We start from the raw sequence: 12,222 nt of genomic DNA on the forward strand, positions 1-12,222 counted from the left end.
TGCAAGCTGATTGGATGAATCCGCAAACAATCTAGAGGAATAAGCAAATTCAGCACAACCATTGCAGGGGGATCGACGCCAGTTTGCTTGTCACCCTACCAGTTTGGACGAATAGGCAATTCAAGTGTCCGATCGCGCAACCTGCAACGCCTGCGAGATGTCATCGTTGACGCTCATTCAGCATGTGCTTGGCAGGAGTATAACGATGAGCACTATTTCAATTGTAACCGGTGCAAACCGTGGCCTTGGCCGCAATACTGCACTGAGCATTGCTCGCCAAGGTGGCGATGTGATCCTTACCTACCGTACTGGCAAGGAAGCTGCGGATGTCGTGGTAGCCGATATTCGGGCACAAGGCCGCAAGGCCGTCGCGCTGCAACTGGACACGAGCAAGGTGTCGTCCTTCCCGGCTTTCGTGACCGCCGTGCGCGCAGCACTGAACGACACTTGGAGCGCGAATACGATTGACCACCTTATCAACAACGCCGGGCATGGCGAAATGGCGGATTTTGCTGCCACCACGGAAACTCAGTTCGACGCACTTTTTGACGTGCACGTCAAAGGGGTGTTTTTCCTGACTCAGTCTCTGCTGCCGATATTGGCCGATGGCGGGCGTATCGTAAATTTCTCGTCGGGCTTGACCCGTGTGTCCTTCCCAGGCTTCTCGGCCTACTCGGCAGCCAAAGGTGCAGTCGAGACACTCACCGTTTACATGGCCAAGGAACTGGGCAGTCGTGGCATTACCGTCAACACCGTAGCCCCGGGCGCGATCGAAACCGACTTTTTGGGCGGAGCAGTGCGCGACGTTCCCGAATACAACAAAGCGTTCTCCGATATGACCGCTCTTGGCCGCGTAGGTGTACCCGACGACATCGGCCCAATGATCGCCAGCCTCTTGAGCCCTGGCAATCGCTGGGTCACAGGTCAGCGTATTGAAGTCTCAGGTGGCCAAACGATTTGATTGATCGACGATGGATTCTGCTTAGGCGCAATCCATCGTTCCCCCGTCACCTGAATCAGGAATTCACCATGCCTAAATTGATCATTCATTCCCCTTCGGGGACGTTCGATGCCACCGAGCGTCAACAGGTTGCCAGCGCTCTGATGACGCTGGGGCTTAGCTGTGAGGCACTGCCTGACTCGCCTATGGTACGAAGCACCGTATGGACGTACTTCAACGAGTATTCGCCTGATGCCGTGTTCATGGGAGATACGGCGGCATGGCTGCCAGTGGTGTCGCTTCAAATATACGTGATCAAGGGTGGGCTCGACGCAAAAAACAAGCGCAGGTTGATTGAGGGCGCAACCGCGATTCTCGATCGCCGTACGCAGGGTACCGCTGTGGCCCCAGTCTATGTGGTGATCCATGAAGCAGAAGAGGAAAACTGGGGCATCTTCGGTCAGCAAGCGGATCTGACAGCACTTCGAGCCAGTGCTATCGACGCGCCAGCCATATAAACAAACACCATAGGGCGATTACTGGGGGCGCTCACAATAAGCGTACGGGGAATACGTCTTACGCAGGTCAGCCCGGCATCCACTGATGCGGCAGCGACTGATCGACCTCACTGGACTTTTGCGTCGGCAAACGGGTCAGCACGTCCTTTAGATACACGTACGGATCATGCCCGTTCAAGCGCGCCGACTGGATCAAACTCATGATCGCCGCCGCCCGTTTGCCGCTGCGCAGCGATCCTGCGAAGAGCCAATTTGAGCGACCAAGCGCCCACGGCCTGATCGTGTTTTCGACTGGATTGTTGTCGATGGGTACAGCTCCATCATCCAGGTAGCGCGTCAGCGCTACCCAGCGTTTGAGGCTGTAATCCAGAGCTTTAGCCGTGGCCGAACCCTCAGGCACAAGTTCACGCTGGGCCAGCATCCACTCATGTAGCTTTTCAGCGATGGGCACTGCTGTTTCCTGGCGTAATCGCCAACGGTCTTCGTCGCTCATTTCCTTGAATGGTTTAGGGTAAGAGCTTCGTTGGCGCATGGAAATCCTTGCGATAAGGGCGATCGCGTCCGCTTAAAAATACGCGGACACCATCGCCCTTAATGCTGGAGTTTGGTAGGTGACTTGGCCGGACGGTTACGGCATTGTTTACTTCGATGACAGTCCAGCGAACAGCGCGAGGAGGGCGGGTAATGAAGAATCGGTGTTTATTGCCAAGGGGGGGAGAGGTTGATTGTTGAACGCCCTCAGGAGCGAAAACCTCAACTTATCTACACTGGCGGTACTCACGTGGTGTAGCGCCGGTGTGACGTCTGAAGACCTGCGCAAAATGACTTGGGCTGTTGTATCCAACATCAAGAGCGACATTTACGATGCTTAAGTCGGATTCCAGAAGGAGCTGACGCGCCATTTCCATCCGCATATGAATGAAATACTGGGAGGGAGATCGCCCTGTTGCCTTCCGGAACATACGACTGAAGTGGGAAATACTCATGCTTGCGTCTGACGCCAGTCTTTCGAGGCTGAACTCGCTATCAAGCCCTGTACGCATGGCCTCAATCGCCCTATGCAATTTGTAAGCAGGCAACGCGTATACCTGTTTAGAAAGCCCACTACTACCGTCCCTGTAGCATCGGACTAGATGCACGGCGAGTGCTTGGCCGATACCTTGTAGATACAACGCACTGGCTTGCCGGCTTGAAGTCATTTCACGATAGAGGGATCTCATCAATCCGGAAATTTCGTGGTCTCGTTCTCCAGACACCTCTCGCAGCCGTACATGTTGGTCAACGAAAATATCCCGAGCAGCAAGATCCAGTAGACGCTGGCTGAGATACACGTGCACCACCTCGAAGCCAGCATCACTCTCTGTTTGCCAGCGCATCTCATAGGGGACTGGCGACATCGTCAGAAAAAAATCGTCAGCGGCAACAGCATTTGCTGTCCACTCCTGATCTCCTACACGCTCTTCCACGAGCGCAGCGCCTGAAACAACCAAAACGAGCAACGGTTCTGCGACGGCAGGGATGGTTAGGTTCCGACTCGTGGTGCGGTGTCTGAATATTTGTACTTGTACCTCCGAGTCCAGGTGATGGCCAACCAACCGATGCGCGGCAGCGGGCAGGTGGTCAGGCATTTTGTGTGCAGGAATTCGCTCATGGTGGTTTGAACTACGTATCTGCTGTTCGAGCTTTTCCATGGCGTTTTCGCTGGAGATCATTGGGGGAGGCGATTTGGACAGACTACAAATTTTGCGCAACTAAAAGCAAAACCCCAATAGTCTGGCAAAACCGCGTCAGATGCGAACATACCAATGGAGGAAGGTGTAGTTGTCTACAGCGGCAGTCCATGCGGCTGGACACATCATCTGGAGATAAGGATGGCATCTGATACACGTGGTGAGTTTGAAGGTCGAGTCGTTCTAGTGACCGGTGCAGCCAGCGGGATTGGCCGGGCTGTCGCGCTAATGCTGCATGAGCGAGGAGCTAGAGTCATCGCTGAAGACAAAAGCCCGACGGTCGAGCAGCTTGCGAGACCCGGTTTGATTCCACTGATTGCGGACATCACTCAGAATGGCGCTGCCGAAACGGCAGTGGCTACGGCGATTGCCCATTTTGGCCGCTTGGACATTTTGGTCAATAATGCCGGGATCATCATTAACAAATTAGTTGTGGATATGACTCGCGATGACTGGGAGCGCATCCAGGCTGTCAATGTGACCGCAGCATTCCTGCACTCTCGAGAGGCCATAAAGGCGATGATCCCGAACCGAAGCGGGGCTATCGTCAACATAGTTTCCTACGCCGCTTATCAGGCATTTCCCACGATTGCGGCTTATACCGCCTCCAAAGGAGCGCTGGCCCAACTTACGCGGACACTCGCCCTGGAGGTCATCGACCATGGTATACGCGTCAATGCAGTCGGCTCCGGTGATGTAATCACAAACATTCTGAACGATGTCGTTGATGACGGCCCGTCATTCCTAGCCCGGCATGGCGAGAAAACGCCTATCAAACGTGCCGCTCAGTCAGAGGAAATAGCCGAGGTAGTCGCGTTTCTGGCCTCTGAGCGGGCTTCCTATATTTTGGGTGCCGTAGTCATGGTAGATGGGGGGATGAGCGTGCCAGCTGGCTCTTAACGGGAGTGGCTACGGAAGGCCATATTCCATATTTAAGATACCGGGTTTCTAAGCTTGATTTCATAGCTACAGCAGCCAGCAAGCAGCCGCGGCGTTTGCTGTAGTGATTTTTCTAGGGGGTGTTGCTTCGGCCTTACTCTTTGGTTCGCATAATGGGTAACGTTACGTTTATTCGTGACGGGACAATGGCGAAGCGCTCCCGGCGCGATTTAATGTAACGTTTATTATGCGACAGCCCGTTACCGTAATTATCCCGCCCCACACCATCGAGCAGGCACGGCTATATGCAGCCGGTCGGTCTGACTCCGAGGCTGTACAGCATCTGCTTGATGACTATCCGCGTGTTGTGGCTGAGCTGCGCTCGCTTCGTCGCCGTGCTGCCCAGCTGGATGAAGAGGGCGCCGCCCTGGACGCCCGCGTTACTGCCCTACAGGACGCCTGCCGGGCTATTCTCGATTTGTAGTCACGTTACTTATATTCGTTCACCGGCAGGTTTGCAGGCACGATCCTGTAGCGCTGCCTGGATCCATTTGCCAGCCCTTCCTTTACGAATTTCTCGGCGTCCTGCCAGTTGTTGAAGGGCGGGTTTTCAGGGTTGGTATCGCCGATCGTTACCCATTTGCGTGACCGCGGGTTCCACGACTGGGCGTGGTACTGCTCCAGCGCGCTTTCGGTAACGGCAGGTCGTGACGCTAATTCGCGCACCTTCCCGCGCAGAGCCAAGTTTTCCTTTTCAATGACCATCAGCCGCCGTTCCATCTCTTTCACGAAGTGACCCAGGCTATCTGCCCACTCCGGCAGCTCAGCATTTACGGTAACTTTACCCTTCGCCGCTTTCTGCCGTTCACGGTAGGCCTTCTGTTTCTTTGCTGCGGTCATGGCCTGGCCGGTTTTCGGCCTGCCGCGCCCGCGCTTGGGCTCGAGGGGAAGGGCGTGGGTTTGCTTGTCCAGGGCGTCGATCATGATGGCTACTCCGTTGCTGATGGAGTAATTATAGTAACGTTACCAATAATAGTCCATCGGTAACGTTACCAATAATCGACCGTTCGTCGGCATTAATAGTAACGGCTGTTCGTTACCTTAATTACCCGCCGACCTCGAGCAGTGCCACGCCCTGGACGACCCCTTCACTGATCGCTCGCTTCTCGCTCTCCGTGGTGATCGCTAAAACCGCGTGCAGATCCACTCGCACATTTGCGATCAGCGCGAAGCGGTGAGGGGCGACAGCCCTGCTTTTTGGTGCGCCTGGATCGGCGCTGAGGGGTGGGGGTGCTGTTACACCCCCACTTTACCCCGGTTTCCCGGGGTGACTGCAATTCTCTACTTCTCTACTGCTTTGCAATTGAACATTACGCTCTGTTCGCTTCCTGCCATTTTCTTGCCATCTATTTTGTCGCTTGACCTCCATGCCGCCCTAATCTCCTCACCTATGATCTGCCCGGCTCTCATGCATCGTTCTTTCGAGCTGAATCCGTCCACTAGATGTGTTTCTGCTCGATTGTCAAAACTTAGCAGGACGAATAGCACCCACTCAGTCATCTGATCGTTTCCTGCTCGAACCCGAATAGCACGCCTTTCAGGGCTATACGTGCTTGATTCCTGATCTCTAGCGGCAAAGCCTCGAATCTCCGAAGTATGGGCTTCATGTCTTCGGATACCGATAGCTCGCGCTCGCTCATCAATAGTTCGTCTGTCGATACTCCCAGCACTTTTGCAAGCGCTAGAGCCTTGTCTGCTGCGGGCATCCCGTGCCCCGACTCGTAGCCCGTGTAGCTCGACTTGCTGATGCCTGCAGCCTCCCATACCTGCTGCTGCGTCAAGCCGCGTGCGGCCCGAAATCGTTTCAGGTTCGCTGCAAGGTTCATGTGTATCTCGCTGATGTCATTCATGGCATCAACAGCGTAAGGACTGTTCATATTTACAGTTCCGGTATTTCGGAACAAAACTCCTTGCATTCTCAGATTGCCAGCACCCATAATCCTGCCACTTCTGTACCGATATTCAGATATTGACAGGTTTTTCATGGGCACGTTCGAACGGACACCGATAGCAGCCTTTTTCATCGACTGGCTGACCGTTTCGCAGGAATTCGATTTCGACCTGCCGACTGTCTGTGACGTGTTCACCCTGACCATTGATGCCAATACGGATGAAGTGCTCAGCACCCGCCAACCGCGCTTCAAGCATGAAGCCAGTCATTCGACCTCGATCACTATTCATGTCCAGGGCCGGAAAATCCGTGTCGAGGGCAATCCCAGCAGAGTAGGGCGCCTTGACAACCTCTTCGGATTTACCACGGTCGATCAGTGCATCGCCGTTTACAACGCAATCCTCCGTGAATACGGCCTTCCAGGCTTCACCCGTTGCACTCGCGTTGACGTGCGCCAGGGTGAGTCGGGCGCTAAAGCAGGTGACCTCCTTGCGGACGGCGCCAAAATCGAGCGTATCGATCTAACCACGAACGTTTCGGTCGGCGACGGCAACGTTCTGGCGTACCTGCGCGGTGTTTCCAGTCAGCGCCTGGGCCACTCCGTCGGCTTCCTGTACCCGAACGGTCGTACTGTCAGTTGGACACCTAAGGGTAACGGCAAGGGCGGGCGTCTTCAGTACCGCAAGGCGTATGACAAGGCTTTTGAGCTTGACGCCAATTTGCTCCCCCGGATCAAGCGCCTCTACGGCGACGAATCACCCGAATTCGCATACGTCCAGCGTGTGCGCGACTACTGCGCCGAACACGGCGTCGTTCGCATGGAGCAGGAACTCAAGAGCGAGTTTCTCCAGCGGCAACACCTCAGCTACTGGGGCTTATTTGACGAAAGGCGTTTTGCCGAACTCCACGACGAGTTTTTGAAGGTCGATGACCGATTGAAGGTGACAGCTATGGATATCGTTAGCATCAGCGAACAGCTCCTTGTCGAGGGCATTGTTGATACCACTCGCGCTGCCAATACCACGGCCATGTATGCGATTCAGTGGATGAATGGTCAGGTCTTTGATTTCAACAAGTCTCAGGTGCAGACCCACGCCGCCCGCCTCAACAAGATCGGCATCAACATTCGCAACGCCTGCGACACCTCGCGTTTCGCGCCCGTTTTCGTCCGCCAGTGCCGCGAAATCACTAAGACCACGGTGCTCCCGATCCCGAGCTGGTACCAGCGCGCCAACCACCTGCAGGTGGCCGCATGAAAACCGAGTGCGGTTACGCCTGCGACGGCTGCGGCGGCGAAATGATCACTGACCTTGAGCTCGATGCGCTGGGCGCTGTGTTCTGGGCGGATCAGCCAGAGCATATCTGCCTTATGTGCTGCTTTGTCCCTGCCTCAGAGGCTTTTGCTCTTCGGGCGAGCGACTCCGGAAAACAAGCGAAGCGCAGCCCGTCGCACGAATGTGCAGAGGGTGAAGAGCGCGTAGCGGCACGTAGTGCGAACTCTTCATTGACGGCATTGGAGCGAGCCCGGCTCTTGACGTTGAGGGCTTCGGCATGACCCTCCGCACTGTCTACCGCCTCACGGTGCTTGCCGCTGACGGCCGCTATGTCGCGCCTCGTTACGTGAATGTCCGCGCCTTGATGCTCGATGACGACTCTCGGTGCTTTTACACGCCGATCCGCTGGCTCGCTTATGAGGTGGCCCAATGATCGCCGCGACCATGGATATCGCCATCATCTCCACGGCCGGCGTCGCCGCCATTATCTGGCTCGGCGATTGGGTGCGCGCATGAAACAGGCCATTCGATACCTCGTCGCGCTGCTTTGGCATTGGTCTTTGCCCGCATGCGCTGGCTACGCCCTTGCTTTAACGACCTCAATGTGGATTCAGGTCGAGATGATGCTAGAGCTCGATGCGTACCTCACTGAGCTTCTCAAGCCATTGGTGACCGTATGCGCACAGTGAGCTTTCAAGGCATCCAGCTTACCGCTGGCCAGCGCCGCCAGCATGCCTTTCAGCAGCAAGCCAAAGCCTCGTTTCTGAGCGCTTCGCTGCAACAGATTCTGGATGACTCCGCTGCCGAACTCGCTAAGCGCAAAGAGCAGGGCGCCAAGCCTGAACGTATCTGGTTCGTTGACCGCATCGAGAAGGGTACGCCCTGGCTCGGTGACGTCTTCGGCTACTGAATCGCCCACCAGGGCACAACTGGACGGCCTCCGCGCCGATCCGCCACACGCAAGAGGGCAACACCATGAGCATGACTATCAAGATCGTTACCACCGGCAACTTCCGCACTGGCGTCGCCGCAAAATCGGGCAAGCCGTACACCATGGCAGAGGCCTACGCCCACCTGCCGGGCGTCCCGTTCCCGCAGAAGTTCTCGTACTACTGCACTCAGCCCAGCGAAGTGCTGGCCGCGGGTGAGTACGAAGCCGATTTAATCCTGGGCATCAAAGACGAACGCATCACCGTTGAGGTGGATCCGCGCCAGGCCCGCAAACTTCCGGCTCCTGCTGCACGGCAGACCGCCTAATCATGAGCGACCTCGTCACGCTGGTTTGCCAGGGCACTGTCTCTGTCCTCGCTGACGGGGCGCCAACTTGTTCCGGCCTTTGGATGCTCGTCCAGATGCCAGAACCGTTCAACGTTGAAACGTTGGACTTCTCCGCTCTCGGCAAGGCCTTTGCGGTCGGGTTTACGGTTTGCGCCGTACCTGCTGCTGCGGGCATTGCTGCCAGGGCATTACTTGACGCAATAAGGGGTAAATGAAAATGGTTGAAGCAGTTTTGAGCTCGGTTGACTTCGCAGCAATCGCTATCGGTATCGGCACTATCGCCGGTCTCGTCGCCGTTGCACTCGTGGCCAAAAAAGGTGCTGCCATGCTCCTGGGTATGCTCGGTCGTTAATCACGGCTGATCGGCAGGGAAGGGGCTTAACGGCCCCTTTTTTTATTCGGGAGATAGTCATGGTCGACCTTTACGAGTTGGTCTTTTTGTTCCTGGGCGGGATCACTGCCTGCGTTGTATTCATGGGGTGGTGATATGCGCTTGATAACTCGCACGTTATTTACGTTAACGCTATTGGGATTTGGCCAGTTTGTTTTTGCTGCACCCTATGTTTGGACAGTTCAGGGTTATGGCTACCATACCGGCTCTAGCCCTATGTCTGCTGCTCAATCAGCCAAATCTGCCAATGGCTGGGTTTCCATTGATTGGTGCATCCGTTCAAATGATTCATCGTTTACGTGCAGGACTAACTGGCAACCCGGCGGTTATTATTTTAATTTTAATGTGGTACGCAGTGGAGATTCTTGCTCTGATCCTCTTGCGACCTTTAACCCTGCAACCGGCGAATGCGAAGCTCCTCCAGAACCAGAGCCCGATAAATGCGCCGAAAAAGCAGGTCAGGATACGCCCGTTAGGCGTGAAGGTACTCGCGGCGATGGCTATCTAAGTGTTTCTGTAATTAATGGAAAGAACTACCCCGTTCATCCTGACGATGGTTGTCGTGGCGGCTGTCAGGTTACTGTCCAGCAAACATGCATCCTTACACCTTCCTCAGATGCGTATAGCTGTATTGGCAAGGGTTATTACACGGGTGCCTCTTGTGAAGCTGCTCCAGCAAATCAGCTTGAAGAATCCCCTGATACTGAGCAGCGCGCCCCTACCGAAACAGACACTAAAGAGCCTTGTGTTTACGTTCAAGATGCTGAGGGGCGTAGTCATTGCGTATCTAAAGAGACTCAGGAAAAGGAAGGTCAGAATTGCGGCACCTATAACGGTGTTTCTCTCTGTGTGCCTAAAGAGGCATCGCTTGATGAGAAAAAAGTAGAAACCGAAGTAAAGGAAACCACCGACGCTGACGGCGGCAAGACTACTGTCAAGAAGGATGTTGCGACCGAGACCAAGTGCAAGGGTTCTAAGGACAACTGCACAACGACCACGACGACTACAACGACCACTACAAAGAGCGACGGCTCTGGTACTGAGACAAAGACTGAAACGGTCTGTAGCGGCGCCAATTGCGGCTCAACCGGTGGTGGCGGCGGTGGTGGCGGCTCAGGCTCTGGTGATGGCGAAGGCGAGGAAGAGGGCGGTGGTGACCTTCCTGGGAATGACGATGTGGCCAGCTTTGGCGAGTCTCTGCAATCGTTCAATGCTCGTATTGCTGCAGCGCCAGTGCTGTCGGCTGTAAGTAGTATCTCTATGCCTAGCGGTGGTAGTTGCAGCATGCCGTCTGCAAGTGTTCCGTTGATCGGCACTGTTTCGTTTAATCAAATTTGTCAGAACGCGGACATTTTAGACCCTCTGTATCACTTGATGCTCGCTATATGGGCGCTCGGTGCTGTTCGTATATTCCTGGAGGCTTAGTTATGTGGTCATACATTGAAAGGTTTGCCGAATGGCTTAAAGACCTTTTTCTCTGGCTTCCTCGGAAGCTATGGGCTGAGCTGCTTGATTCGCTTGCAGGCTTGGTGGAGTCGATTGGCACACCTGACTTTATCTTGCAGGCACAGCAGGCATTTAACGGCATACCTTCGGTATTTATATTCTTCGCGACCAAGCTTGCTATTCCTGAGGGCATTGCAATGATGCTGGCTGCCCTGGTGCTGCGCTTCATTCTTCGTCGCATTCCGCTAATCGGGTGATGTATGGCTATTGATGCGTATGTTGGTAAGCCTCGCTCTGGAAAGAGCTACAGCGTAGTTAAGCAAGTAATATTGCCGTCCCTGAAGTCCGGGCGTCATGTGTACACGAATATTCCGTTAACGGAATTGGCGCATGATGAGTTTCCGGGCATGATTCACCAGCTTGAACCGGGCTGGTATGAGGATGTGGATCTATTTGACAAGATCCCGGATGGCTCTGTTGTTGTGCTCGATGAAGTTTGGCGGCGCTGGCCTAAGGGCATGAATGCCAATTCGATTCCCAAGAAAGACAAAGCGTTTCTTGCAGAGCATGGTCACCTTGTTAATGACCTCGGCCATACCACGCGGGTTATTCTGGTAACTCAGGATCTAGACCAGATATCGAACTTCTGCATGACGTTGATCGACAAGACATATCAGTCGATCAAGCTTGATGCGCTGGGCGCAAGTAGCAAGTTTCGTGTCGATATATATGAAGGTGCCGCAAAGGGTCAGCGTCCTCCTAAGTCGCAGTTGATACGTTCAAGTTTCGATAGTTACAGCGACAAGGTTTATCGCTATTACAAGTCGGCAACTAAGTCGCAGACCGATAATGTTGGTGATGAGAGCAGGGCGGACAAGCGTGCGTCGGCCTGGCGTTCGCCGTTCTTGTGGTTCGCCATCGTCGCGCCGTTCGTGGTTGTCCCGTTGGGGCTGTGGTACCTGTCAGGGTTGTTCTCTAGCGGCTTTGGTGCCGTGAAGGATGATCCCGCTCATGAGGTGGTCCAGGTGCAGCAGCCCGGCCCTACGAATCCCTGGCCTCCTGGGTACTCCGTACCGAACCAGCCGGTGGCAGTTCAGCCCAAGGTAACGACGAATGCTCAGGCGCCCGCAGAATCGCTCCGTTGGCGTGTTGCAGGGCATATTCAGCGTGTGGATCGCGACACCAAAAAGATGGTTGATGCCGTGATTCTCACGGACGGCCAGTTCGTCACGTACGTGGCATTGGCCGATTGCGAGAAAATCAGCCTTGGCACTGAATACCGCTGCCTGTTCCAGGGCGACTGGGTGACCCCCTGGTCTGGCCCGCGAGCTGTTTCCGTCGCTGATTCTGTTCTAGGATCGGTGCCGTTCGTGGGTGGAGAGCGTAGCGAGCAAGCCCGCGAGACGGCACCGAAGCCAGCACCTTCATCGACCAATCCGGCACCGAGGGCGTGACCATGTTCGATCTGTTCATCGGCTTTATGGCGTTGCTCGAAGGCATGGTTGCTGTCGGCATCTTTGTCTTTCTGGTCGTCGGCATCTGGCGAAGCGTCCGGCCAGACTGACCATGCGCGAGCTCGAAATCGTCTATGCTGAACCCGCGTGGCACTAGGGCTCTAGCTGATCACGATCTGGAGATTCCATATTTAAATATGCGAGCAGATCTGCTCAGGGGTCTTAACCTTTGGCTTCGCATAATGGGTAACGTTACGTTTATTCGTGACGGGACAATGGCGAAGCGCTCCCGGCGCGATTTAATGTAACGTTTATTATGCGACAGCCCGTTACCGTAATTATCCCGCCCCACACCATCGAG

Annotated in this window: 13 protein-coding genes and 1 pseudogene; 10 read left to right on the forward strand and 4 right to left on the reverse strand. The window is 54.9% G+C overall.

Annotated elements, in window-relative coordinates:
* The first annotated feature begins 205 nt into the window (after positions 1 to 205).
* Both DNK10_RS17690 and DNK10_RS17695 read left to right on the forward strand, forming a co-directional pair.
* A complete protein-coding gene (locus DNK10_RS17690; protein WP_131192446.1) occupies positions 206 to 961 on the forward strand; it encodes an SDR family NAD(P)-dependent oxidoreductase in 756 nt (251 codons plus the stop codon).
* 68 nt (positions 962 to 1,029) lie between these two features.
* Positions 1,030 to 1,458, forward strand: a complete 429-nt coding sequence (locus DNK10_RS17695) for a tautomerase family protein (RefSeq protein ID WP_131192447.1) — start codon at positions 1,030 to 1,032, stop codon at positions 1,456 to 1,458.
* 67 nt (positions 1,459 to 1,525) lie between these two features.
* Here the strand turns inward: DNK10_RS17695 and DNK10_RS17700 are convergent.
* Together DNK10_RS17700 and DNK10_RS17705 are read right to left on the reverse strand one after the other, a co-directional pair.
* Positions 1,526 to 1,957, reverse strand: a pseudogene (locus tag DNK10_RS17700) (IS66 family transposase); the annotation flags it as partial.
* A gap of 259 nt (positions 1,958 to 2,216) precedes the next feature.
* Positions 2,217 to 3,149 carry a helix-turn-helix domain-containing protein gene (locus DNK10_RS17705; RefSeq protein ID WP_244216278.1) on the reverse strand — a complete coding sequence of 311 codons (933 nt, stop codon included), beginning with the start codon at positions 3,147 to 3,149 and terminating at the stop codon, positions 2,217 to 2,219.
* A 180-nt stretch (positions 3,150 to 3,329) separates the two neighbouring features.
* Here DNK10_RS17705 and DNK10_RS17710 point away from each other — a divergent pair, with 180 nt between their 5' ends.
* Complete coding sequence (locus tag DNK10_RS17710; RefSeq protein WP_131192448.1) at positions 3,330 to 4,088, forward strand: SDR family NAD(P)-dependent oxidoreductase; 759 nt, start codon at positions 3,330 to 3,332, stop codon at positions 4,086 to 4,088.
* 468 nt (positions 4,089 to 4,556) lie between these two features.
* On the opposite strand, the gene DNK10_RS17720 is transcribed toward DNK10_RS17710, so the two are convergent.
* Together DNK10_RS17720 and DNK10_RS17725 are read right to left on the reverse strand one after the other, a co-directional pair.
* Positions 4,557 to 5,051 carry a hypothetical protein gene (locus tag DNK10_RS17720; protein WP_131192450.1) on the reverse strand — a complete coding sequence of 165 codons (495 nt, stop codon included), beginning with the start codon at positions 5,049 to 5,051 and terminating at the stop codon, positions 4,557 to 4,559.
* A gap of 572 nt (positions 5,052 to 5,623) precedes the next feature.
* Positions 5,624 to 6,112 carry a helix-turn-helix domain-containing protein gene (locus DNK10_RS17725; protein ID WP_244216279.1) on the reverse strand — a complete coding sequence of 163 codons (489 nt, stop codon included), beginning with the start codon at positions 6,110 to 6,112 and terminating at the stop codon, positions 5,624 to 5,626.
* Between DNK10_RS17725 and DNK10_RS17730 the strand changes: the two genes are divergently transcribed.
* From DNK10_RS17730 to DNK10_RS17760, 7 genes are all read left to right on the forward strand, one after another.
* Positions 6,111 to 7,274 (forward strand): phage/plasmid replication domain-containing protein, encoded by a 1,164-nt coding sequence (locus DNK10_RS17730; RefSeq protein WP_131192451.1) that lies wholly within the window; start codon positions 6,111 to 6,113, stop codon positions 7,272 to 7,274. The genes DNK10_RS17725 and DNK10_RS17730 overlap by 2 nt on opposite strands.
* Positions 7,275 to 7,968: 694 nt before the next feature.
* Positions 7,969 to 8,202, forward strand: a complete 234-nt coding sequence (locus tag DNK10_RS17735; RefSeq protein WP_131192452.1) for a hypothetical protein — start codon at positions 7,969 to 7,971, stop codon at positions 8,200 to 8,202.
* A gap of 65 nt (positions 8,203 to 8,267) precedes the next feature.
* Positions 8,268 to 8,549, forward strand: coding sequence for a propanediol utilization protein (locus tag DNK10_RS17740; protein WP_131192453.1), 282 nt, complete (start codon positions 8,268 to 8,270; stop codon positions 8,547 to 8,549).
* A gap of 232 nt (positions 8,550 to 8,781) precedes the next feature.
* A complete protein-coding gene (locus DNK10_RS25910; RefSeq protein ID WP_165496005.1) occupies positions 8,782 to 8,922 on the forward strand; it encodes a hypothetical protein in 141 nt (46 codons plus the stop codon).
* Positions 8,923 to 9,057: 135 nt separating this feature from the next.
* Complete coding sequence (locus DNK10_RS17750) at positions 9,058 to 10,386, forward strand: hypothetical protein (protein ID WP_131192455.1); 1,329 nt, start codon at positions 9,058 to 9,060, stop codon at positions 10,384 to 10,386.
* A 2-nt stretch (positions 10,387 to 10,388) separates the two neighbouring features.
* The gene (locus DNK10_RS17755) at positions 10,389 to 10,664 is read left to right on the forward strand and encodes a hypothetical protein (RefSeq protein WP_131192456.1); all 276 of its coding nucleotides are present in this window, start codon (positions 10,389 to 10,391) and stop codon (positions 10,662 to 10,664) included.
* Between the two features lie 3 nt (positions 10,665 to 10,667).
* Positions 10,668 to 11,861 (forward strand): zonular occludens toxin domain-containing protein, encoded by a 1,194-nt coding sequence (locus DNK10_RS17760; RefSeq protein WP_131192457.1) that lies wholly within the window; start codon positions 10,668 to 10,670, stop codon positions 11,859 to 11,861.
* The last annotated feature ends 361 nt before the right edge of the window (positions 11,862 to 12,222 follow it).

It is taken from the genome of Phytopseudomonas daroniae, assembly GCF_004327275.1.
Taxonomy (GTDB): Bacteria; Pseudomonadota; Gammaproteobacteria; order Pseudomonadales; family Pseudomonadaceae; genus Aquipseudomonas; species Aquipseudomonas daroniae.

Bases quoted from the DNA above. Each gene is read 5' to 3' on its own strand.
- DNK10_RS17720 (WP_131192450.1), bottom strand. From the start codon at position 5,051: ATGATCGACGCCCTGGACAAGCAAACCCACGCCCTTCCCCTCGAGCCC.
- DNK10_RS25910 (WP_165496005.1), top strand. From the start codon at position 8,782: ATGAAAATGGTTGAAGCAGTTTTGAGCTCGGTTGACTTCGCAGCAATC.
- DNK10_RS17730 (WP_131192451.1), top strand. From the start codon at position 6,111: ATGGGCACGTTCGAACGGACACCGATAGCAGCCTTTTTCATCGACTGG.
- DNK10_RS17755 (WP_131192456.1), top strand. From the start codon at position 10,389: ATGTGGTCATACATTGAAAGGTTTGCCGAATGGCTTAAAGACCTTTTT.
- DNK10_RS17760 (WP_131192457.1), top strand. From the start codon at position 10,668: ATGGCTATTGATGCGTATGTTGGTAAGCCTCGCTCTGGAAAGAGCTAC.
- DNK10_RS17735 (WP_131192452.1), top strand. From the start codon at position 7,969: ATGCGCACAGTGAGCTTTCAAGGCATCCAGCTTACCGCTGGCCAGCGC.
- DNK10_RS17725 (WP_244216279.1), bottom strand. From the start codon at position 6,112: ATGAAAAACCTGTCAATATCTGAATATCGGTACAGAAGTGGCAGGATT.
- DNK10_RS17690 (WP_131192446.1), top strand. From the start codon at position 206: ATGAGCACTATTTCAATTGTAACCGGTGCAAACCGTGGCCTTGGCCGC.
- DNK10_RS17710 (WP_131192448.1), top strand. From the start codon at position 3,330: ATGGCATCTGATACACGTGGTGAGTTTGAAGGTCGAGTCGTTCTAGTG.
- DNK10_RS17750 (WP_131192455.1), top strand. From the start codon at position 9,058: ATGCGCTTGATAACTCGCACGTTATTTACGTTAACGCTATTGGGATTT.
- DNK10_RS17695 (WP_131192447.1), top strand. From the start codon at position 1,030: ATGCCTAAATTGATCATTCATTCCCCTTCGGGGACGTTCGATGCCACC.
- DNK10_RS17705 (WP_244216278.1), bottom strand. From the start codon at position 3,149: ATGGAAAAGCTCGAACAGCAGATACGTAGTTCAAACCACCATGAGCGA.
- DNK10_RS17740 (WP_131192453.1), top strand. From the start codon at position 8,268: ATGAGCATGACTATCAAGATCGTTACCACCGGCAACTTCCGCACTGGC.